This window comes from Pseudomonas taeanensis MS-3 (assembly GCF_000498575.2).
Taxonomy (GTDB): Bacteria; Pseudomonadota; Gammaproteobacteria; order Pseudomonadales; family Pseudomonadaceae; genus Aquipseudomonas; species Aquipseudomonas taeanensis.
This window is the reverse complement of the sequence record NZ_AWSQ01000001.1, coordinates 755836-776608: the sequence shown is the minus strand read 5'-3', so window position 1 is coordinate 776608 and position 20773 is coordinate 755836. Positions and strand designations below refer to the sequence as shown.

Genomic DNA, 20773 nt, shown 5'->3' with positions numbered 1-20773 from the left:
GCCGGCTCATGAGCCGGCGTTTTTGTACGCGGGAAAACTTAACCGCGAATGTTGTAGATGTCCTTCTCGGCGTGTTCGGCGTAATCGTACAGGCGCTGCAGATAAGCCTTCTGCTGCTCCCACACCTTGGTCGCCGCCGGATCGGCAGCCGCGGAGGCATCGACCACTTCGGCAGCCACGCCTTTCAGCTTGGCCAGCACTTCGTCCGGCAGACGGCGTACTTCCACGCCATCGGCTTTGAGTTGCTCCAGCGCTTCCATGTTGCGTGCATCGTAGTCGTCGAGCATATCGGCATTCACATCGCGCGCCGCGGCGCGGACGATGGCCTGCAGATCGGCCGGCAGGGTTTCCCAGGCCTTGATGTTGATGTCCAGCTCGAAGGTGACGTTCGGCTCCTGCCAACCCGGGGTGTAGTAGTACTTGGCCGCTTTGTGCAGACCCAGGGCCAGGTCGTTGTACGGGCCGATCCACTCGGTGGCATCGATCGCGCCGGTTTGCAGGGCGGTGAAGATTTCACCGGCCGGCATATTGACCACGGTACCGCCCATCTTGGTCAGCACTTCGCCACCCAGGCCAGGGGTGCGCATCTTCAGGCCGACGAAGTCGTCGACCGAGTTGATTTCCTTGTTGAACCAGCCGGCGGTCTGCACACCAGTGGCGCCACAGGCCATCGGCAGCACGCCGAATGGTTTGTAGACCTCTTCCCACAACTGCATGCCGCCGCCCTTGTGCAACCAGGCGTTCATTTCCTGGGCGTTCGGGCCGAACGGCAGGGCACAGAAGAACTGCGCAGCCGGCACTTTGCCTTTCCAGTAGTAGGGCGCACCGTGGCCCATTTCCGCGGTACCACGGGAAACCGCATCGAACACTTCGAGAGCCGGTACCAGTTCGCCAGCGGCATAGATCTTGACCTTCAGGCGGCCATTACTCATGTCCTCGACCAGCTTGGCGAAGCGTTCGGCACCGACGCCTACACCCGGGAAGTTCTTCGGCCAGGAGGTGACCATTTTCCAGCTGAAAGTCTCGGCCTGCGCACCTTCTTGGGGCTTGCCGGCGGTTTCAGGTTCTTTACCACAGCCAGCCAATGCGGTGGCGGCCAGGCCCACGCCCGCGGCGGTGAGAATTTGACGACGTTTCATGCAAAGCTCCTTCTTGTTGTATTGGTCTGACCACAGGATCGCTGTTGGCAGACTGTGCCTGCGTAACATAGGGGCAACTGACCCTCAAGCCTAGTAGATACGACTAAAGTTGTAGTGGCATTGCCGCAATAACACCGGCATGCCTAGAATCGCCGGTTTTCTCGCGCCTCCTCACCCATAACGATAAGGACTCAACATGTCCGACCAACCTCCTCTACCGCTGCGCATAGCCCGCGCCCTCGATGCGCTGAACCAGCGCTTCGGTCAAGCCTGCGCCTGGCTGACCCTGTTTCTGGTACTCGGTACCGCCACTGTAGTGATTCTGCGTTACGGTTTCGGCATCGGCGCCACCGCCCTGCAAGAGGCCGTGCTTTACGCCCACGCCCTGGTGTTCATGGGCGCCGCGGCCTGGGCCCTGCAACGCAACGCCCACGTCCGTGTGGATATCTTCTATCAGAAATTCAGCGGCCGTCGCCAAGCCCTGGTGGAGCTCCTTGGCAATCTGTTGTTCCTCCTGCCGCTGTGCCTGTTCCTCGGCTGGAGCAGCTGGGATTACGTCGGCAACTCCTGGGCGACCCTGGAGGCTTCCAGCGAATCGGGCGGCCTGGCATTCGTCTACCTGCAGAAAAGCATCATTCTGGTACTGGTTTTCAGCCTGGCGCTGCAAGGCCTTTCCGACCTGATCAAATCCATTTACTTGCTCGCCGGTCACCTGCCCGCGTCGGAGGTGAAACATGGCTGAGTTAATGCCCATTCTGCTGTTCGCGAGCATTTGCCTGGCGCTGATGGCCGGTTACCCGGTGGCCTTCACCCTCGGCGGCATGTCCTTGCTGTTCGCCGGCATTGGCGTGCTCACTGGCACTTTCGATGCCACCTACCTGAGCGCCCTGCCCAACCGCCTGTTCGGCATCATGAACAACCAGACCATGCTGGCGGTGCCGCTGTTCGTGTTCATGGGCGTAATGCTGGAAAAATCGCGGGTCGCCGAAGATTTGCTGGAGTCGATGTCGCGGCTGTTCGGCACCCTGCGCGGCGGTCTGGCGATTTCCGTCTGCGTGGTCGGTGCGTTGCTCGCCGCCAGCACCGGCATCGTCGGCGCGACCGTGGTGACCATGGGCCTGATGGCGCTGCCGACCATGCTGCGTCGCGGTTACGACCCGGCCATCTCTACCGGCACCCTGGCCGCCACTGGCACCCTCGGGCAGATCATTCCGCCGTCGATCGTCCTGGTCCTGCTGGGTGACGTGATGTCCAGCGCCTACCAGCAGGCGCAGCTGAAGATGGGTATTTTCTCGCCGAAAACCGTGTCGGTCGGCGACCTGTTCGTTGGTGCCTTCATCCCCGGCATGCTGCTGGTCGGCCTGTATATCCTCTACATCATCGGCGTCGCCGTGCTGCAGCCGAAGAAGCTGCCGGCGCTGCCGAAGGATGAACTCGGTCCGATCGAATGGGGCAAGCTGTTCAACGCCTTGATACCACCGCTGCTGCTGATCGCCGCGGTGCTCGGTTCGATCCTCGCCGGCTACGCCACCCCCACCGAGGCGGCGGCACTCGGCGCGCTCGGCGCCATGCTGCTGGCCATAAGCAAGCGCAAGCTGAACTTCGCGCAGATGCGTGAAGTGGCCTATGGCACCACCGAAATCAGCACCATGGTGTTCCTGATCCTGATCGGCGCCTCGCTGTTCTCCCTGGTATTCCGCGGCTTCGGCGGCGAAGTGTTGATCGAGGACGTGTTCGCCCAACTACCGGGCGGCGTACTCGGCGCCTTCTTCCTGGTGATGGTGGTGATCTTCCTGCTCGGCTTTATCCTCGACTTCATCGAAATCACCTTCGTGGTGGTGCCGATTGTCGGTCCGGTACTGCTGGCCATGGGACTGGACCCGGTGTGGCTGGGCGTGATGATCGCGCTGAACCTGCAGACCTCGTTCCTCACCCCACCGTTCGGCTTCGCCCTGTTCTACCTGCGCGGCGTCACCCCCGCCTCAGTGCCGACCAGCACCATCTACAAGGGCGTACTGCCGTTCATCCTGATCCAGCTGATCCTGCTGGTGATCGCCTACCAGTTCCCGGGCCTGATCACCTGGCTGCCGGAACAGGTCTACGGCAAGTAATCCCCCCGCGCCCTCTCCCATCCACGGGAGAGGGCCATCCCTCTGCTCCTCGCAGTATCTTACTCACTCCTCAGCGCCTCCACCGGATGCAGTCGTGCCGCCTGCCGCGCCGGAGCCAGACCGGCGACTACGCCGATGCCGACCGACAGCAGCAGCGCCAGCAGCAGGAACAGCGGCTGTAGCGATAACGGCAGATCCGGCAGCCCCAGCCGTAGCAGGCCCAACAACAGCGCCATCAACAGCAGGCCGAGCACGCCGCCGGCCAGGGACAGCAGCACCGCTTCGGCAAGGAACAGGCTGAGCACCTGCCGCGGAGTCGCGCCGATGGCGCGTAACAGACCGATCTCGGCGGTACGCTCGCCGACCGTGGTGGTCATGATGGTGAGGATGCCCACCGCACCGACCAGCAAGGAGATGCTGCCCAGGGCAGCCAGGGCCAGGCTCAGAGTGCCGAGCACCCGGTCCAGGCTGCCGAGCATGTCGTCCTGGGCAGTCAGGCGGAAGTCTTCGGCGCCATGCCGTTCGCTGAGCAGCCGGCGGATTTTCTCGCTCAGGCGCGCGGACGTGGTGCCGCCGTTGAACACCAGGTTGATCTCCATCACGCCCTCGCGGTTGAACAGGCTCTGCGCCCAATCCACCGGAATGTAGGCAATATCGTCCAGATCGAAACCGAGCAGCTGGCCCTTCTCCGCCATCACCCCGATCACCCGGAAACGTGTGCCGCCGACGCGAATCAACTCGCCCACCGGGTTGCCCGTGCCGAACAGCTCACGGCGCAAGCGCGCGCCGAGCACCGCATAGGGCGGCGAGCGGCCATCGCGCGCCTGCGGCAGGTACTGACCGAGCGCCAGCTTGAAGCGCCAGGCCTCGGCTAGCTGGTGGCCGCTGCCGAAGATGTCGCTACGCCGCGAACGCGCACCGAACTGGATGTCGCCGCTGCCCTGAATCACCGGCACCACCTGCTCGACATTCGGCAGACGGCGCAGGGCATCGGCGTCGGCCAGGGTCAGTGGGCGCACGCTGCTGAGCAGGCTGCCCAGGCCACCGGTCTGGGTCTTGCCGGGATGCACCGCGATGATCCGCGTGCCGAACTGCGAGAAACCCTCCATCGCGTAACCGCGCAGCCCTTCACCGATGGCGGTGAGCAGCGCTACCGCGGCGATGCCGATGGCCACCCCGAGCAGGGTCAGGCCACTGCGCAGCGGCCGACTGGTCAGAGCCGAACGGGTCAGGGTGAAGCCATCTCGCCAGCGCATGGCGGTCCTCCCGTGCAGCCGTGCTGCGGTTGTCGGTCATGCCTTCGCGCGGTGAGGCTCTGCCCACAGCAGCCCCGCCACAGTTCGGTTTCAGCGGGTGCCCGGCGGGCGTAGCGCCATCACCGGCTGCAGTTTTGCCGCCTGGCTGGCCGGCAACCAGGCGAACAGCACCGCCGTGGCGAACGCCAGCAGCACGGCGCCGAGGCGCGCCCACCAGGGCGCATAGAACGGCAGTCCCGTAGCCTGCCGGCCGAGCCAGAGAAGTGTCTCGCCGAGCGCCAAGCCGGTCAGGGCACCAACCAGCGCCAGCAGCGCGGCTTCGCCGAGAAACAACAGGCGCACCTGCGCCGCCGTCGCGCCAATGGCCTTGAGCAGACCGATCTCGGCGGTGCGCTGGCTGACCGCAATCCAGGTCACGTTCATGATCAGGATGCCGGCCACGACCAGGCTGATGGCGGCGATCCCGGCCACCGCCAGGGTCAGTATCCGCAGGATGTCGTCGAAGGCGCTGAGCATGCTGTCCTGGCTGATCAGAGTGACGTCCTCCTCGCCCTCGTGGCGTTCCTTGAGCGTGGCGAGGATCTGCCGCTTGGCGCTGGCCATGAAACTCGGCCCACGCACCTCGGCGAACACCCGAAACAGGCCTTCGCGATTGAACACCGCCTGGGCGCTGGCCACCGGAATCACCAGCAGCTCGCCGAAATCCATGCCCAGCGCCTCGCCCCGTTCGGCGAGGATGCCGATCACGCGAAAGCGCCGGTCGCCCACCCGCAGCCATTTGCCCAGGGCCGGGGCGCTGCCGAACAGCTCGCGACGCAGCGTGGCACCAATCACGCAGAACGCCCCGGCCTGGTTCGGTTGCAACTTCGGCAATGGCCGCCCCTGGGCGACGATCAGTTGGCGAATCGCGAAGAAGTCGTGGGTGGTGCCAAGGATGAACGCATCCCGCGTGCGGTTGCCGGCGTTCACCTCCGCCTGCCCGGCCTGCAGCGGCGCGACCCGGCGAATCAGCGGCAAGCGCGCGATGGCCTGAGCGTCGCGCAGGGTCAGGTCGCGCGGCGCCAGACCGCTGATCGGCGGCATGCCGCCGCTGGTTTCCTTGCGCCCGGGCAGCACGATCAGGGTGTTGCGGCCGAGCAAGGAAAACTCGCCGAGGACAAAGGTGCGCGCGCCCTCGCCGAGACCGGTCAGCAGAATCACCGCGACCACGCCGATGACCATTACCAGCAACAGCATCAGGCTGCGCGAACGGTGCCCACGCAGCGCACCGAGCCACAGGGTTACGGCATCGGCCGCGCGCATCAGGCCGGCACCAGACTCGGCTCGGCGAGGATGCAGCCGTCGCGCATATGGATCTGCCGTCGGGCGCGTCGCGCCAGCACCGCGTCATGGGTCACCACCAACAGGGTCAGGCCATCGGCGTTGAGCTCTTCCAGCAGGGCGATCACCTCGGCGCCGGAATGGCTGTCGAGATTGCCGGTCGGCTCGTCGGCCAGCAGCAACAGCGGGCGCATGACCATGGCGCGGGCGATGGCCACCCGCTGACGCTGACCACCGGACAGCTCGCCCGGGCGATGGGCGCTGCGCGCACCCAGGCCCAGACGTTCTATCAGCGCGGCACTGCGGCGGCGGCGCTCGGTCGGTTCGATGCCGGCCAACAGCATCGGCAGCTCGATATTTTCCAAGGCGGTCAGTCGGGGGATCAGGTGATAGGACTGAAACACGAAACCGATCCAGCGGCTGCGCAACTCGGCTCGGCGTTCCTCGCTCAAGCTCGCCGTCGCCTCGCCATTCAGCCAGTATTCGCCGCTATTCGGCGCGTCCAGCAGGCCGAGGATATTCAGCAGCGTCGACTTGCCCGAGCCGGACGGCCCCCGCACCGCCAGGTAATCCCCGGCAGTGACGTCGAGGTTGACCCGGTCCAGGCCCAGCACCTGTTGCTCGCCGATCTGAAAACGGCGGGTCACTTCGCGCAAGCGGATCATGGCGCCGACTCCGTCGCGGCCTGCGGGATCACCGCCACGCCATCGCCGAGGGTCTCCTGATCGAGGCTGGCGAGTATCTGCGTACCCGCCTCCAGCCCATCCAGCACCTCGGTCCAGCGCCAGTTGCCCAACCCGGTATGCACCGTCACCTCGCGCAGCACCCCAGCCTCGGCGTCGTAGCGCAGCACCCGCTGGCCCTCCAGCAGGCTCTCGGTGGGGATGCGCAGGGCATCGCGCTTGCGCTCCAGAAGCACCTCGACATCGGCGCTGTAACCGGTGAGCAGGGCCAGCCCCGGCGGCACCTCGGCGAAACGCACCTCGATATCGACGGTGCGCGCCTGTTTCTCCAGCTCCTGCACGAAGGGGGCGATGCGGCTGACCTCGCCGGCGAAATGCTGATCGCGATAGGCGTCCAGGCTGATCCGCACCGGCAGCCCCAGGTGCACGCGGGAGACGTCCACCTCATCGATCGGCGCCTGCACATACAGGCAGCTGTCGTCGATCAGGTCCACCGCCGGCGGCGTCGGAATTCCCGGTGGCGAGGGGGTGATGTACTCGCCCAGCTCGCCGTTGATCTCCGCCACTATGCCGGCGAAGGGCGCGCGCAGGCTGGTCTGCTCCAGCAGCGCGCGATGCAGCGCCAGGCCCGCTTCGGCCTCGTGAATCTGCGATTCGCTGGCGTCACAGGCCAACTGCGCCAACCGTGAACGGGTCCCCGCTTGGTCCAGACGGTCGTCGGCCACCAGCTTTCGCTCGGCCAGGCGACTCAGGCGTTGCAGATCGCGGCGGTCCAGTCCGGCTTGCAGGCAGCGCTGCTGACGCTGGTTGCGCAGGCCGTTGAGGCGCGCCTCGGCCTCTGCCAGACGGGCCTGCTGCTCATCCTGGCGCAGGCGCATCAACACCTCGCCCTTGAGCACCCGCTGCCCCTCGCCGATCAGCAACTCGCCGACCTGGCCGCCCGTCTCGAAGGATAGATGTGAACGCCGACAGGACTTCAGGGTACCGGCACGGGTATTGGCCACCAGCGCCTCGACCGGTCCCCGCTCGACCTCCAGTAACCGCACCACCAGCGGCTGCGGACGACTCCACCACCAGCCCAACGCCACCAGGCCGGCGACTATTACCAGGGCGATCAACAGTTTGCGCATGCAGCTCTCCGTTACAGCGATCTCCTCCATCCAAGGGTAGTCGGGATGTCACGCTCGGCACGAAAACTCGCAGTGCCTGCCGGTTCGAGTCGAGCCGCTCGGTCATTCGCCATTGGCCTTTTGCGCCGACTGGGTTCAAATTCCCTTATGTATTACCGAGGAGTACAGCCATGAACAGTGCAGAGCAGGCCCCGCAGGTCGAACGGGTAGAAATGGATGAATTGGTCTGCTGGCGGGTGCGCACGGCGCAGGCCGAGTTACTGGTGGCCCAGCAGGGCGCACAGGTACTGAGCTATCAACAGCATGGTCAGCCACCGCTGATCTGGCTCAGTGAGCAGGCCAGCTACAAGAAGGGCCAGTCACTGCGCGGTGGAGTGCCGGTGTGCTGGCCCTGGTTCGGCGACCTGGCGCGTAACCCGCAGGCGGTGCAGGCGATGTACCAGAGCGGGCGCATGATAGTCCCGGCCCATGGCCTGGTGCGCGGCGCGGACTGGCAACTGCTGGGGGTGGAGAACGAGGGCGACGGCGTGCGCCTGGACTTCGCCTTCATCGAACCGGACAACGGCATGCCGGGCTGGCCGGGGGTCAGCCTGAACCTGAGCATTCGCCTCAACCAGCACCTGCAGATCAGCCTGACCAGCCATAACCAGGGCAGCGCGCCGGCGGCCATCAGCCAGGCGCTGCACAGCTACTTCGCGGTCAGCGATGTGCGTCAGGTGGAAGTCGAGGGGCTCGGCGGCAGCCGCTATATCGAAACCCTGGAGGACTGGCAGGAGCGCTGGCAGGACGGCAACCTGCGCATCGGCGGCGAGACCGACCGCATCTACCTGGGCCTGCCCGCCGAGCTGAGCATCCTCGATCCGGGCTGGCAGCGGCGGATACATCTGAAAACCAGCGGTTCGCGCTCGGCGGTGCTGTGGAATCCCTGGGTGGACAAGGCCAAGCGCCTCTCGCAATTCGCCGAGGATGCTTGGCAGGGCATGCTCTGCATCGAATCGGCCAACGTGCTGGACGATGCAATCAGCCTAGCGCCCGGCGAGCAACACAGCCTGAGCATGACGCTCTGGTCGGAGCCCTTGGCCGACTGAACGCGGCAGCGAGGCCGGTCTTACAGGTCGGCCTCCTCTACCAATCTCACCTCACCCGCCTGCAGCGCATAGGCGGCATCCGCCAGCTCGTTGCTGACCTGCTCCACCTGCAGGGTGCCGCTGACCCACAGCGGCGCGTAGATATCCTCCAGCGCGATGCCCTGCGGGTAACGTACCAGCACCAACTGGTTAGGCGGCGGTGGCGGCACGTGGATGCAGGCGCCGGGGTAAGGTACCAGGAAGAACAGAGTGCTGCGGCCCTGGGCGTCGGTTTCCAGCGGCACCGGGTAACCGCCCAGGCGAATCGCCTTGCCATCGAGCGCGGCCACGGTCTTGGCCGAATACATCACCGCCGGCAAACTCTTGTCCTGCTGCCGAAGCCCGTCCGGGTTGTAGAAGGCGCCGTCCTGCTCGGGGCTGTCGTGGCTGATCTCCGGCATCGCCTCCAGCGCCTGGCGGTCGGCTTCGGGCATCAGCTCGAGCCAGTCGGTTTCCGCCAGCTCGGCGCGCGCCAGGCTAGTCAGCAGCAGGAGGGACAACAGCAGATAGCGCATAGCTGTACTCGTCGGTGATCGGGACGCTAAGGGTCCAGAGCTTGGGTAAATATCAATCGCCGTCGCGCCCGATGCGTAGCCCGGATGCAATCCGGGAGCGGTCTTTCAGGCGCCGGACTTCCCCGGATTACATCCGGGCTACTAAAAGGCTGTCCACTTGACCCAGGTGAACGGCATTGCTGGAGCAGGCGAGCATTCTTTCGCCACTTCTCAGCTCTTCTTGATCGCGCCGTAGAGGATCAGCAGGACGATGGCGCCAACCACCGCGCCGATAAAACCAGCGGACTGTCCCGCCTGGTAGATGCCCAGCGCCTGACCGCCGTAGGTCGCGGCGATAGCGCCGCCGATGCCCAGCAGAATGGTCATGATCCAGCCCATGCTGTCGTTGCCCGGCTTGAGAAAACGTGCGATCAGGCCAACGATCAGGCCGATGAAGATAGTGCCGATAATGCCCATGGCATGCGCTCCGAATGGATTGAGGGGCGCCAGGCTTCTGCTTCAAGTCTGGCGTTAAGCCATCAGACGGGATGCAACTGTAGAGGTTCAATGGCCGACGCATGGCGCCGTCCGAGGACGGCGCCACAGCAGGCTCAGGCCTGCGCGATCAGTGCCTGGACGGCGGCAATCTTCGCATCCAGGGTGGCGCGGTCGGCGCAGCGCAGAGTGGCGTGGCCGACCTTGCGCCCGACCTTGAAGGCCTTGCCGTAGTGGTGCAGGTGACAGTCGTCAATCGCCATTACTTTGCGCACATCCGGCACTTCGCCGATGAAGTTGAGCATGGCACTCTCGCCGACCTTGGCGGTCGAGCCCAGTGGCAGGCCGGCGACGGCGCGCAGGTGGTTCTCGAACTGGCTGCACTCGGCGCCTTCGATGGTCCAGTGCCCGGAGTTGTGCACGCGCGGAGCGATCTCGTTGGCCTTGAGACCGCCGTCGACTTCGAAGAACTCGAACGCCAGCACGCCGACGTAGTTGAGCTTGTTCAGCACACGGCTGGCGTAGTCCTCGGCCAGCGCTTGCAGCGGGTGGTCGCTGCTGGCCACGGACAGGCTGAGGATGCCGCTGTCGTGGGTGTTGTGCACCAGCGGGTAGAAGCGCGTCTCGCCATCGCGGCCACGCACGGCGACCAACGACACTTCGCCGCTGAACGGCACGAAGCCCTCGAGCAGGCAGGGCACGCTGCCCAGTTCGGCGAAGGCATCAACCACGTCGGAGGCAGCACGCAGAACCTTCTGGCCCTTGCCGTCGTAGCCCAGGGTGCGGGTCTTCAACACCGCCGGCAGGCCGATGCTGGCGGCTGCGGCATCGAGGTCGGCTTGCGACTGGATGTCGGCGAACGCCGGGGTCGGGATGCTCAGTTCCTTGAACATCGACTTCTCGAACCAGCGGTCGCGGGCGATGCGCAGCGATTCGGCGCAGGGGTAGACCGGCACGAACTGCGAGAGGAAGGCCACGGTCTCGGCCGGTACGCTCTCGAACTCGAAGGTCACCAGATCGACCTCATCGGCCAACTGACGCAGGTGATCCTGATCGCCGTAGTCGGCGCGGATATGCTCGCCGAGGGCCTGGGCGCAGGCGTCCGGCGCCGGGTCGAGGAAGGCGAAGTTCATCCCCAGCGGGGTCCCCGCCAGAGCCAACATGCGACCCAACTGGCCGCCACCGATTACACCAATCTTCATGCTGCTACCTCATCAACTGCCGCAAGCGCCTGCGGCCCTGCACAGAACCTGTGGGAGCGGGCTCGCCCGCGATACTCTTACCAGGCCAAGCCCTGAGCGGCCATCAGGCCTGACGCGGGTCCGGGTTATCCAGCACGGTCTCGGTCTGCTCCTGGCGGAACTGCTTGAGCGCCGCGTGGAACTGCGGGTGCTGGTGACCGAGGATGCTCGCCGCCAGCAACGCCGCATTGACCGCACCGGCCTTGCCGATGGCCAGGGTGGCGACCGGGATGCCAGCCGGCATCTGCACGATCGACAGCAGCGAATCGACGCCCGAGAGCATCGCCGACTGCACCGGCACACCGAGCACCGGCAGGTGGGTCTTGGCCGCACACATGCCCGGCAGGTGCGCGGCGCCACCGGCACCGGCGATGATCACCTGAATGCCACGCGCCTCGGCCTCATCGGCGTACTGGAACAGCAAGTCCGGAGTGCGGTGGGCAGACACCACTTTGACCTCATAGGGAATGCCCAGCTTGTCCAGCATCTCGGCGGTGTGGCTAAGGGTGGACCAATCGGACTTGGAGCCCATGATCACGCCAACCAGTGCGCTCATCGTCGTGCCTCTTCATCGGGCGCCTCACGGCGCGTCAAAAACCAACAAGCCACGCAAAGTGCGTGGCTTGTCATGATCGGGTCAAACCCGCGAGCAGGCGGGTTTTAAGGCGGCGCAGTATAGCGTAACGACACAAAGAGCGCCCCCCCTGCATGACCGTCCGTCCGCCAGCTCTGGCGCCGGGGTCGCGGGCTTTCCCCTCTATATACAGGCAGTGAGCGCCTGCACCCTTGAGCTAGACGGCTGTACTGGAGCAAACTGCCACTACGACCACGCCGTTCAGGCAGGATATGGATATCTGGATGTGCCTTCGCTAACCCTCTCAATCGATGCCTCTATGCCTCTATGCCTGAGATATGGGCAGGTTTTGTCGTGCCTTGGGTTTGGCGATTGCGAGGGGGAGTGATGGCTACATATGACCATGGATATCCAGACCTGGGCACAGGGGTTTAGATATGGATATTGTTTCCATATATAGGTATGTCGGATAATTACTAGTTAGGCATTATGAACAAAGAACCCAATTACCTCGCACATCTTGGAGAGTTCGCGACTCTCAAAAATGCTATCGGGTCCTAGTATCACCAAGATGCATATCTGGATTTCGGTACGGATGAGGAAATCTGGTCAGATATTTTCACCGGCCATGACAAAGAAGCCATGTCACGCATCCAGACTCAGCTATCCGAGCTACTTGAAAGATCAGATGAAAATATTCTTCTCTTTTGGAATGCAGAGACCCATTCACATAATTTCATCAATGGCGCTGAAGCTCGTGCTTTCCTTGAAGCTATGTTGTCTTTTTTCAGAGCTACTAACCCAACAGCCTAACAAGTGGTATATGGACTCCCCCTACNNACAGCATTCAAATCGTTCGCTTCGCTCACTGGGACGGGCTAAAGCCCGCCCCTTAACCAAACGTTAGCGGTAAATAATGAAATTTATAGTGTCTGAAAAATACAAGCGCCAAGGAAAACGGAAAACTATATTCGCCGCAACCTTTGTCGTCGCTTTAATAGCAGGCTTTGTATTCATGTTCGTTAATAGCAGCGAATTATCCAACAAGATAATCGCAGCGATTGGTATATTCCTTCTTGCTAAATATTTACCTCATGCGTATCGAAGCATCAAGAATCATGACACTTCATACCCAGAAGTAGAAATTCTTGAAGCTCAAGATAAAATCAACGTATCGCACAAGGGCGCTGTTGTGAGCATGCCGCTATCGGACATAGAACACCTTAGAATTCAGTGCATTAAAGGCAATATTAAATCGCTGTTGCTAACCACTAAATCTTTCAACAACCTACGCTTCGAAGGATATGAAAATTTAGCAGGAATGGCTGAGCTTCTTGAAAAATATACGCCGGCAGGAAAAACCAAAAATTCCACGTGGTATCACCGCTAACAAATGGTTCAAACCGTTCGCTGCGCTCACTGGGACGGGCTAAAGCCCGCCCCTTAACCAAACGCCAGGGTCATCATGCAAAGCGCAATAGTGTTCATCATCGTTTCAGTCGCAGTATTATTAGTGCCTATTCTACTAGTCTTTGCCATTATAAAGCTTACTACAATCAAAATCCCAAGCCGACCAAAAGGCTACTATAGAAGCTATGCACCTCTAATTATTGCAGCAATGTTTTCCGCATCAGCAATCCAATACGCATTAAGCCAAATAATAGCCGGCACTATTTCGTTTAAACCAATAAGCGCTAGCACTACCCAGGTTTTCTCAATCGAAAACCAGCCAGTACAATTTGCAGTCTTCTCATTTCTTTATATCGCTTTTTGCGCTTTCTGCATTATTACTTTAATAAAAACACATCATGCAATAAAACATCACTTTAGCAACAAGCCCTAACTAGTGGTTCAAATCGCTCGCTTCGCTCACTGGGACGGGCTAAAGCCCGTCCCTTAACCAAACGTTAGAACTTAGAGGTATTCATGCGTAAAATTTCAGCCTTATTTGCGTTAGCGCTAATCTCAGGTTGCTCAGCAAAATACATGCACAACGATATATCAGCTCCTAGCGCCAAATTACAAAGCGGAAAATCTTTAATTATCGCAACACCCACGAATGGTCGTTACAGCAATGACACCTACCAAGCGTCAGGTGAAATGACTGCCGCCGCAACACGCGCAGCATTTGCACGATACTCAAACAACATTACTGTATCGCAATCTTGCAGCGACATCGGTTGCCTAAAAAATAATGGGGCCTTTGGCTACTATGTAGTACCAGAAATTCTCCATTGGGAAGAGAGGGCTACAGAGTGGTCTGGTTTACCTGACAGAATAGAAATAAAAGTTACAATTTACGACGGTAAAACCTTTGAAACCGCAGCATCAACAATATTTTCTGGTAAAAGTAAGTGGGCTACTTTTGGCGGAGACCACCCGCAAGATCTACTGCATGAGCCAATGAACTCATATATTGATTCGCTGTACTAATTTCTAACCATGCGCTCAAATCGTTCGCTTCGATCACTGGGACTGGCTAAAGCCAGCCCCTTAGCTTAATCATTATATTCCATTGCAGGACGCATATGAATTGCCCAAATTGCAGTAGTAAAATCCCACACAAGATGCCCTGGAACTTTTCCAGTAAATACATCTGCAAGGCGTGCAGCAAAATTTCCACACCGCCCAAAGCTTATCCTTTAGTAGTTTTTCTAATTGCAGCTGTTTTGACATATGGGGCAAAACTAGTAGCGTCAAATTTTGGCTACACTCTACATTGGTATGCGGCACTCGCACTTGCGCTAAGCTTTATCTATGTAATAGATCGTATCGCCCTTAAGCTCGTGCCAATCAATGAAACATAACTAATGGTTCAGCCGTTCGCTTCGCTCACTCGGGACGGGCTAAAGAAACAAAGGGGTCGGAGTGATTTATTTTTGATTGATACTGAATTAAATGAATCCGACCCCTCTTTGTTACACGCGCCCCATCAAAGCCCGTGAATGACCAATCACTCACGTATTCTCGAAAAAAGCGCTGCGAGCCTTGATAGCGGGAGTGGTTTTGGGGTTTTCTACAGCGTCGTTATGTGCCTCATCAATTCAGGAGTTATTTACATGCCTCATTCAGAAACAAACTGCCTTTGTGGTGCAGTTAAGATTATCGCAGAAGACGTCAACCCCAAATTCACAGTGTGCCATTGCCAGTCCTGTAGAAGCTGGGGAGGCGCTCCATTTTTTGCTGTGAAATGTGGCACTAAAGTGAAAATTGAAGGTAGTGATAAAGTAAAGATGTTCAATTCATCATCTTGGGCATCGCGTGGTTTTTGTACTGAATGTGGAACTCATCTGTTTTATAAGTTCAACGCTAGTGGCGAATATAATATGCCAGTAGGCCTGTTTCCAAACTTGAAAGGCCTGGAGATGGACATGCAGTATTTTAGTGATGCAAGACCTAGTTATTACTGCTTTTCCAACGAAACCAAAGAAATGACAACAGCTGAAATAATGGCTTACTTCTCAGATGAAATGTAACCAAACATACAACTAGCGAGTAGCCTGGATACCCAAGTACCGTCCCGACTTCTGTAGGGTGGGCAACACTCTGCTCGCCGTTTTCCGCGCTGGCTGCATGTTCGGGTTTCGCCCCTCGGACGAGTTACTTCTTCTTTGCCCCGCATCGGCGTCCGGTGCAAAGAAGAAGTAACCAAAAAGAAAGCACACCCCAAATCCGGCCCTGGCTGCGCCAGGGTTCCCTCGCTCCATCGTCGTTCCAGGAGCACGCTGCGAAGGGCCATCCCTGGCCCATCGCAGCTCTCGGCTTTGGCATCCTGCGCCGCTCTACCTCTTGCATCCATGCCGCTCAACCCCTTACACGCCGATTGCGCTCGGCCTCCTGAGGGGCCCCAGTCTAGGCATCAACTCCTGCGCACAGCCCATGATCGAGTCGGCACGTTATCTGCCGGGCGATAGCCTGACCCAAGTGTCAGGCGCAGACCGATCCCCTGTTTCGACAACAGCCCTCAACCACAGTCGATTTTCCCAGTGCGCGGCAGATAAACCAGCCAAAACCAATCCGGCCAGCCTCACGGTATGCTTCTTGCTGCTTCCAACCACCCGAAGTAGCGGATGCCGTCGATGTTGCATGCTCACCTGACCACCCTGCATGTCGTCTCGATGATTCTCGAGCTGTTCGCCGAGCGGCCCGAGTCGAGCGAGGTCTTGCTCGCCGGCAGCGGCATTCAGGCCAGCGACCTGGCCAGCGGCGAGCAGCGCATCACCCGCACCCAGGAATTGCAGGTGTGCGCCAATGCTCTGGCCCTGCGCGCCGACCTCGGCCTGGAGCTGGGCCGGCGCATGCACGTGTCCGCCTACGGCTTGCTCGGTTACGCCGCGCTGTCGAGTGCCACCTTTGGTGACGCCTGGCAGTTGCTGTTGCAGTACCCGGCCCTGCTCGGCACCTATTTCAAACTGGATCTGCAGGTCGAGGGCGAGCTGGCCTGGGTCAGTGCAGCCGAGTACCGGCATGCGTCGGCGCTGGAGCAGTTCAATGTGGAAATGTGCCTGGCCTCGCTGAAGCTGATCTGCGATGACCTGCTCGGCCAGCCCGTGCCGCTGGTCGCGGCGCAGTTCAGCCACGCCCGGCCGGCCTATGCCAAGCGCTACACGGCCAGCTTCGCCTGCCCGTTGCAGTTCGACGCCGTGCGCAATGCCTTCGCCTTTCCCGCCGAGTGGCTGCAACGGCGCCTGCCGCTGGCCGACCCGGTCACCCATCAGGAGATGCTCGCCCGCTGCCGCAAGCTGAATGTCGAGTTCACCACCCGCCAGGCCTGGCTACAGCGCGTGCGCGAGGCACTGACCAGCCACCTGGCCGAACCACCGGGGCTGGAGGCGCTGGCGCAGCAGATGCACTGCTCGCCACGCACCCTGCGCCGCCACCTGCAGGAACTCGGCACCCATTATCAGGAGCTGCTCGACGAGCTGCGCTTCGAACGCGCGAAGACCCTGCTCGGCCAGGAGGACTGGCCGATCTGCCGGATCGCCGAGGAGCTGGGCTTCAGTGAGAGCGCCAGCTTCCGCCATGCCTTCCAGCGCTGGAGCGGGGTCGCACCAAGCCGCTTTCGTGCGTAGGTTGGGTTGAGCGCAGCACGTAGGGTTGGTTAGCCGTAGGCGTAACCCACCGCTTCTTTTGGCATCCATGGTGGGTTACGCCGCTGCGCGGCTAACCCACCCTACGACCTGGAGCAGGGTCACGCCGAGTCTCTTTTGCGCGTAGGTTGGGTTGAGCGCAGCGATACCCAACAGCCCCTCTTGCGTGCACCTACTGCTGCCGTAACCGCCTGCTGCATGCACAAGGCTTACAGCGGCCAGTACATTTGGCCACTTCGATCCCCTATTGGCCGTTACCAGCGTTCCCCAGTCGGCCGACCCGGCGAACAATGGCTCTCACAGCACCGGCCACCACGGCATTGATCGCCATGGCAGTGGCCACCACGGCACTGGCCGCCATGGCACTGGCCACCACAACAAAAGCGCCTGGGAGACACCCGCACATGCTGACCTATTACAGCGACGACCATCACCTGCACCATGGCAGCTGCGAGCTGATGAACGGGCAACTGGTGCCCTGTTTCGAGAAGCCGCAACGCGCCGACCATATCCTGGCGCGGGTCAAGGATCGTCAGCTCGGCGAAGTGCGCGCGCCCAAGGATTTCGGCCGTGCGCCACTGCTACGCATCCACAGTGCGGCCTATCTGGAGTTCTTCGAGGGCGCCTGGGCGCGCTGGCAGGAGCAGGCCGGTCAGGGCGACCTGCTGCCCTACACCTGGCCGGCGCGCACACTGCGCCAGCAATTGCCGGAAAGCCTGCACGGCCAGCTCGGCTACTACAGCTTCGACGCCGGCGCGCCGATTACCGCCGGCACCTGGCAGGCGGCCTATAGCGCCGCGCAAGTGGCGCTCAGCGCCCAGGCGGAAATCGCCGCCGGCGCCCACAGCGCCTTCGCCCTGTGCCGCCCGCCGGGCCACCACGCGGCCGCCGATGTAATGGGCGGCTACTGCTACCTGAACAATGCGGCCATTGCCGCCCAGGCCTTCCTCGATCAGGGTCGGGCCAAGGTGGCGATCCTCGACGTCGACTACCACCACGGCAACGGCACCCAGTCGATCTTCTACGAGCGCAGCGACGTGCTGTTCGCCTCGATTCACGGCGACCCGGTGGCGGAGTTTCCGTTCTTCCTCGGCTATGCCGATGAAACTGGCGCAGGGGCCGGCGAAGGCTGCAACCACAACTACCCACTGCCGGCCGGCAGCGCCTGGCAGGAATGGGGCGCAGCGCTGGAGCAGGCCTGCCAACGCATCGCCGAGTACGGCGCAGAAGTGCTGATCGTCTCGCTCGGCGTGGACACCTTCAAGGACGACCCGATCTCCCAGTTCAAGCTCGACAGCCCGGACTACCTGCGCATGGGCCAGCGCATCGCCGCCCTCGGCCTGCCGACCCTGTTCGTCATGGAGGGCGGCTACGCGGTGGAGGAGATCGGCATCAATGCGGTGAACGTGCTGGAAGGTTTCGAAGCGAACTGATCCCGGGATGGACGGCGCTCGTTTCGTCCACCGGGGCCAGCCTGGTGGCTGAAAAGAGCGCCATCCCCCTACGCCAACCCGGCGCGCCCAAGCGCGGCGACAGCATTACAACAAGAATGGAGTGACCTCGATGAACAGAATCACCCAGCTATTCGGCGCGACCCTGGTCGCCACCGCACTGTGCGGCGCGGCCCAAGCGCAAGCCACGGAAAAACAGCGCGAGTTGCGCGTATTCAACTGGGCCGACTACATGCTGCCTTCGGTGCCCAAGGAGTTCCAAGAGAAAAGCGGCATTCAGCTGACCTGGGATGTGTTCGACACCAACGAGGCGCTGGAAGCCAAGCTGCTCACCGGCAACTCGGGCTACGACCTGGTGGTGCCGACCAACACCTTTCTCGACACAGAGATCAGGGCCGGGGTGTTCCAGAAGCTGGACAAGTCCCAGCTACCGAACTGGAAGCACCTCGATCCGGCACTGCTGGAGCTGATGACCGCCAACGACCCCGGCAACGAGCATGCGGTGCCCTACATGTACGGCACCGTGCTGATCGGCTTCAACCCGGAAAAGGTCAAGGCCGCGCTCGGCGAGGACGCCCCGGTGAACAGCTGGGACCTGATCTTCAAGGAAGAGAACGCCGCCAAGCTGGCGAAGTGCGGGGTGACCATGCTCGACTCGCCGGGCGAGATCCTGCCGATCGCCCTGCATTACCTGGGCCTGGACCCGAGCAGCAGCAAGCGCGAGGACTACGACAAGGCCACTGAGCTGCTGCTGAAGATCCGTCCGCACGTGCGCTACTTCCACTCGGCCAAGTACATGAACGACATCGCCAACGGCAACATCTGCGTGGCCATCGGCTATTCGGGCAGCTTCTACCAGTTCGCCAACCGTGCCAAAGAAGCCGGCAACGGCGTGGTGGTCGACTGGCGCCTGCCCAAGGAAGGCGCACCGCTGTGGTTCGACTCCTTCGCCATCCCGGCCAGCGCGCAGAACGTCGACGAGGCCCACGAGTTCCTCAATAACCTGCTCGACCCGAGCGTGGTCGCGCCCATCAGCACCTTCCTCGGCTACCCGAGCCCGAACAAGGACGCCATGCCACTGGTCAGCGCGGAGATCCGCGACAACTCCGATCTGACTCCGACGGCCGAGGCGCAGAAGACCCTGTATGTGCTCAAGCCGCTGCCGCTGAAGACCGAACGCATCCGCACCCGCGCCTGGACCCGGATCAAGTCGGGCACCTGAGTACCGCTCCAGGGGGCTGCCTCGGAATTATTGATGCCGGCGAAATAGTTCGGGGCAACATTGTGTAGGAGCCAGCTTGCTGGCGATCTTGGCGGCCTGTTGGCGGATCGCCAGCAAGCTGGCTCCTACAACCCTGATGACGTCCCTGCGCGCAGCGGCTCTGCCGGGGGAAGGGTTATTAGCAGCCCTGATTTACCAGCACAACGCTGCGCGGCCAAGGCCGCTCCCACCGGAATCAGAGACCTGTGGGAGCGGCCTTGGCCGCGAAATAACCTAACCCCGCTAACGAGAATCCCCACTTCCCTTGGCGGCGCAGTGCTGCCAGAAGCGCTCCAGGGCGGTGGAGACGAACTTGTCGCGATGGCGCAGCATGTAGAAGCGCCGCGACAGTGGCGGCAACAGGCTATCGAGCGCCTGTAACTGGCCGTTGTCGAGCCAATCAGCCAGCACCCAGCGCGACAGGCAGCTGATGCCGAGGCCGGCGGCCACCGAGCGCTTGATGGCCTCCGAGCTGCCCAGCTCTGTCTGCAGATTCAGGGCATGCAGGTGCGGCAGCAAGGCATGCTCGACTTCCTCGCGGGTCCCGGAGCCCTGCTCACGCAACAACCATTCCGCCTGCTGCAACTGTTCGAGGCTCACGCCCTTGCGCTTGGCCAGCGGGTGTCCGGGAGCTGCGAACACCAGCAACTGATCACTCAACCAGGGGCTCACGGTCAACCCGGCCTCATGGCAAGGCCCTTCGATCAGGCCGATGTCGACCTCGAAGTTGGCCACCATGGCCGCCACCGCGGCGCTATTGGAAATCGCCACGTTCACCTGGATTTCCGGGCATATACGCCGAAATTCCGCCAGGTAATGCGGCAGCACATAATTGCCGATGGTGCTGCTGGCCCCCACCCGCAGCGTGCTCTTCAGCGCGCCGACCCCACCGCGAAAATGCTCCTCGATCTGGCAGGCGCCATCGAGCAGTTGCTGTGCCTTGGGCAGCAGCAGCTTGCCGCTGTCGTTGAGCAGCAAGCGCCGGCCGACGCGGTCGAACAGTTTGGTGGCTAGCAGCACCTCGAGCTCATTCAGCGAGGCACTGGTGGCGGACTGCGACAAGGCGATCGACTCGGCCGCCGCCGAGGTGCTGCCCGTCTGCGCAACGGCGCAGAAGATCTGTAATTGCCTCAGGCTTATCCGCACTGGCATCAACCACTTATACAGGTAGGTTATATGCATATAATCAGTTTTTAAGTTAAGCACAAGGCGCTTAGGTTTACTTGCGACTACCAAGGAAACCGCTGCCATGCCTTTGTTGAAACTCATTCGCCAGAACACCCCCTGTGCCAGCCCATTGCAGGCGCTGGCGGTGAGCCTGAGCCGCACGGCCTGGTTTCAGCACAACGGCCTGCTCGCCTCGAAAACCAGTCATGTCATCACCACAGGACGTAGGTGAGC

20 protein-coding genes are annotated in these 20773 nt (G+C 61.5%); 10 read left to right on the top strand and 10 right to left on the bottom strand.

The genetic code is table 11. The features are described from left to right. Nucleotides 1-38: 38 nt before the first annotated feature. Complete coding sequence (locus tag TMS3_RS03335) at nt 39-1139, bottom strand: TRAP transporter substrate-binding protein (RefSeq protein ID WP_025163833.1); 1101 nt, start codon at nt 1137-1139, stop codon at nt 39-41. A 196-nt stretch (nt 1140-1335) separates the two neighbouring features. Here TMS3_RS03335 and TMS3_RS03330 point away from each other — a divergent pair, with 196 nt between their 5' ends. After that, complete coding sequence (locus tag TMS3_RS03330; RefSeq protein ID WP_025163832.1) at nt 1336-1881, top strand: TRAP transporter small permease subunit; 546 nt, start codon at nt 1336-1338, stop codon at nt 1879-1881. Then, nucleotides 1874-3250, top strand: coding sequence for a TRAP transporter large permease (locus TMS3_RS03325; protein WP_025163831.1), 1377 nt, complete (start codon nt 1874-1876; stop codon nt 3248-3250). Before TMS3_RS03330 ends, TMS3_RS03325 begins: the two co-directional genes overlap by 8 nt. A gap of 59 nt (nt 3251-3309) precedes the next feature. On the opposite strand, the gene TMS3_RS03320 is transcribed toward TMS3_RS03325, so the two are convergent. The 4 genes from TMS3_RS03320 to TMS3_RS03305 all read right to left on the bottom strand — a co-directional run bounded on the left by TMS3_RS03320 (nt 3310) and on the right by TMS3_RS03305 (nt 7639). Continuing rightward, nucleotides 3310-4506, bottom strand: a complete 1197-nt coding sequence (locus TMS3_RS03320) for an ABC transporter permease (protein ID WP_025163830.1) — start codon at nt 4504-4506, stop codon at nt 3310-3312. A gap of 90 nt (nt 4507-4596) precedes the next feature. Further along, nucleotides 4597-5808 carry an ABC transporter permease gene (locus tag TMS3_RS03315; RefSeq protein WP_025163829.1) on the bottom strand — a complete coding sequence of 404 codons (1212 nt, stop codon included), beginning with the start codon at nt 5806-5808 and terminating at the stop codon, nt 4597-4599. After that, nucleotides 5808-6491 (bottom strand): ABC transporter ATP-binding protein, encoded by a 684-nt coding sequence (locus TMS3_RS03310; protein ID WP_025163828.1) that lies wholly within the window; start codon nt 6489-6491, stop codon nt 5808-5810. The genes TMS3_RS03315 and TMS3_RS03310 overlap by 1 nt, the downstream gene beginning before the upstream one ends. Continuing rightward, on the bottom strand, nt 6488-7639 hold the full coding sequence (locus tag TMS3_RS03305) for an efflux RND transporter periplasmic adaptor subunit (protein WP_025163827.1): 1152 nt from the start codon (nt 7637-7639) through the stop codon (nt 6488-6490). Before TMS3_RS03305 ends, TMS3_RS03310 begins: the two co-directional genes overlap by 4 nt. A 170-nt stretch (nt 7640-7809) precedes the next feature. Here TMS3_RS03305 and TMS3_RS03300 point away from each other — a divergent pair, with 170 nt between their 5' ends. After that, nucleotides 7810-8727, top strand: coding sequence for a D-hexose-6-phosphate mutarotase (locus TMS3_RS03300; RefSeq protein WP_025163826.1), 918 nt, complete (start codon nt 7810-7812; stop codon nt 8725-8727). 20 nt (nt 8728-8747) lie between these two features. Here the strand turns inward: TMS3_RS03300 and TMS3_RS03295 are convergent, their stop codons facing one another. The 4 genes from TMS3_RS03295 to purE form a co-directional block, all read right to left on the bottom strand. Continuing rightward, nucleotides 8748-9281: a DUF3299 domain-containing protein gene (locus tag TMS3_RS03295; RefSeq protein WP_025163825.1), complete on the bottom strand. Its 534-nt coding sequence runs from the start codon at nt 9279-9281 to the stop codon at nt 8748-8750. A 210-nt stretch (nt 9282-9491) separates the two neighbouring features. Further along, nucleotides 9492-9737, bottom strand: a complete 246-nt coding sequence (locus TMS3_RS03290; protein WP_025163824.1) for a GlsB/YeaQ/YmgE family stress response membrane protein — start codon at nt 9735-9737, stop codon at nt 9492-9494. Nucleotides 9738-9871: 134 nt separating this feature from the next. Then, nucleotides 9872-10957: a 5-(carboxyamino)imidazole ribonucleotide synthase gene (locus TMS3_RS03285; protein WP_025163823.1), complete on the bottom strand. Its 1086-nt coding sequence runs from the start codon at nt 10955-10957 to the stop codon at nt 9872-9874. 103 nt (nt 10958-11060) lie between these two features. Next, nucleotides 11061-11552, bottom strand: a complete 492-nt coding sequence (gene purE / locus TMS3_RS03280; RefSeq protein ID WP_025163822.1) for a 5-(carboxyamino)imidazole ribonucleotide mutase — start codon at nt 11550-11552, stop codon at nt 11061-11063. 946 nt (nt 11553-12498) lie between these two features. Here purE and TMS3_RS03275 point away from each other — a divergent pair. The 6 genes from TMS3_RS03275 (at nt 12499) to TMS3_RS03260 (ending at nt 19333) form a co-directional block, all read left to right on the top strand. Next, entirely contained in the window at nt 12499-12960 is a 462-nt protein-coding gene (locus TMS3_RS03275) for a hypothetical protein (protein WP_152985467.1), read from the top strand. Nucleotides 12961-13496: 536 nt separating this feature from the next. Next, nucleotides 13497-14003: a DUF4823 domain-containing protein gene (locus tag TMS3_RS24440; RefSeq protein ID WP_083491688.1), complete on the top strand. Its 507-nt coding sequence runs from the start codon at nt 13497-13499 to the stop codon at nt 14001-14003. 626 nt (nt 14004-14629) lie between these two features. Further along, nucleotides 14630-15046, top strand: coding sequence for a GFA family protein (locus TMS3_RS24435; protein ID WP_083491687.1), 417 nt, complete (start codon nt 14630-14632; stop codon nt 15044-15046). Between the two features lie 603 nt (nt 15047-15649). Next, complete coding sequence (locus TMS3_RS03270) at nt 15650-16642, top strand: AraC family transcriptional regulator (protein WP_025163820.1); 993 nt, start codon at nt 15650-15652, stop codon at nt 16640-16642. Between the two features lie 422 nt (nt 16643-17064). Next, entirely contained in the window at nt 17065-18093 is a 1029-nt protein-coding gene (locus tag TMS3_RS03265) for a histone deacetylase family protein (protein ID WP_025163819.1), read from the top strand. 130 nt (nt 18094-18223) lie between these two features. Continuing rightward, nucleotides 18224-19333, top strand: a complete 1110-nt coding sequence (locus tag TMS3_RS03260; protein WP_025163818.1) for a polyamine ABC transporter substrate-binding protein — start codon at nt 18224-18226, stop codon at nt 19331-19333. Between the two features lie 282 nt (nt 19334-19615). Here TMS3_RS03260 and TMS3_RS03255 read toward each other — a convergent pair whose 3' ends face one another. Next, the gene (locus TMS3_RS03255) at nt 19616-20518 is read right to left on the bottom strand and encodes a LysR family transcriptional regulator (RefSeq protein ID WP_025163817.1); all 903 of its coding nucleotides are present in this window, start codon (nt 20516-20518) and stop codon (nt 19616-19618) included. A 103-nt stretch (nt 20519-20621) separates the two neighbouring features. On the opposite strand from TMS3_RS03255, the gene TMS3_RS25280 reads away from it, so the two are divergent. Continuing rightward, entirely contained in the window at nt 20622-20771 is a 150-nt protein-coding gene (locus TMS3_RS25280; protein WP_160321019.1) for a hypothetical protein, read from the top strand. The last annotated feature ends 2 nt before the right edge of the window (nt 20772-20773 follow it).

Excerpts from the sequence above, each read along its gene's own strand:
- TMS3_RS03335 (WP_025163833.1), bottom strand. The coding sequence starts at position 1,139 with ATGAAACGTCGTCAAATTCTCACCGCCGCGGGCGTGGGCCTGGCCGCC.
- TMS3_RS03330 (WP_025163832.1), top strand. The coding sequence starts at position 1,336 with ATGTCCGACCAACCTCCTCTACCGCTGCGCATAGCCCGCGCCCTCGAT.
- TMS3_RS03325 (WP_025163831.1), top strand. The coding sequence starts at position 1,874 with ATGGCTGAGTTAATGCCCATTCTGCTGTTCGCGAGCATTTGCCTGGCG.
- TMS3_RS03320 (WP_025163830.1), bottom strand. The coding sequence starts at position 4,506 with ATGCGCTGGCGAGATGGCTTCACCCTGACCCGTTCGGCTCTGACCAGT.
- TMS3_RS03315 (WP_025163829.1), bottom strand. The coding sequence starts at position 5,808 with ATGCGCGCGGCCGATGCCGTAACCCTGTGGCTCGGTGCGCTGCGTGGG.
- TMS3_RS03310 (WP_025163828.1), bottom strand. The coding sequence starts at position 6,491 with ATGATCCGCTTGCGCGAAGTGACCCGCCGTTTTCAGATCGGCGAGCAA.
- TMS3_RS03305 (WP_025163827.1), bottom strand. The coding sequence starts at position 7,639 with ATGCGCAAACTGTTGATCGCCCTGGTAATAGTCGCCGGCCTGGTGGCG.
- TMS3_RS03300 (WP_025163826.1), top strand. The coding sequence starts at position 7,810 with ATGAACAGTGCAGAGCAGGCCCCGCAGGTCGAACGGGTAGAAATGGAT.
- TMS3_RS03295 (WP_025163825.1), bottom strand. The coding sequence starts at position 9,281 with ATGCGCTATCTGCTGTTGTCCCTCCTGCTGCTGACTAGCCTGGCGCGC.
- TMS3_RS03290 (WP_025163824.1), bottom strand. The coding sequence starts at position 9,737 with ATGGGCATTATCGGCACTATCTTCATCGGCCTGATCGTTGGCCTGATC.
- TMS3_RS03285 (WP_025163823.1), bottom strand. The coding sequence starts at position 10,957 with ATGAAGATTGGTGTAATCGGTGGCGGCCAGTTGGGTCGCATGTTGGCT.
- purE (WP_025163822.1), bottom strand. The coding sequence starts at position 11,552 with ATGAGCGCACTGGTTGGCGTGATCATGGGCTCCAAGTCCGATTGGTCC.
- TMS3_RS24440 (WP_083491688.1), top strand. The coding sequence starts at position 13,497 with ATGCGTAAAATTTCAGCCTTATTTGCGTTAGCGCTAATCTCAGGTTGC.
- TMS3_RS24435 (WP_083491687.1), top strand. The coding sequence starts at position 14,630 with ATGCCTCATTCAGAAACAAACTGCCTTTGTGGTGCAGTTAAGATTATC.
- TMS3_RS03270 (WP_025163820.1), top strand. The coding sequence starts at position 15,650 with ATGTTGCATGCTCACCTGACCACCCTGCATGTCGTCTCGATGATTCTC.
- TMS3_RS03265 (WP_025163819.1), top strand. The coding sequence starts at position 17,065 with ATGCTGACCTATTACAGCGACGACCATCACCTGCACCATGGCAGCTGC.
- TMS3_RS03260 (WP_025163818.1), top strand. The coding sequence starts at position 18,224 with ATGAACAGAATCACCCAGCTATTCGGCGCGACCCTGGTCGCCACCGCA.
- TMS3_RS25280 (WP_160321019.1), top strand. The coding sequence starts at position 20,622 with ATGCCTTTGTTGAAACTCATTCGCCAGAACACCCCCTGTGCCAGCCCA.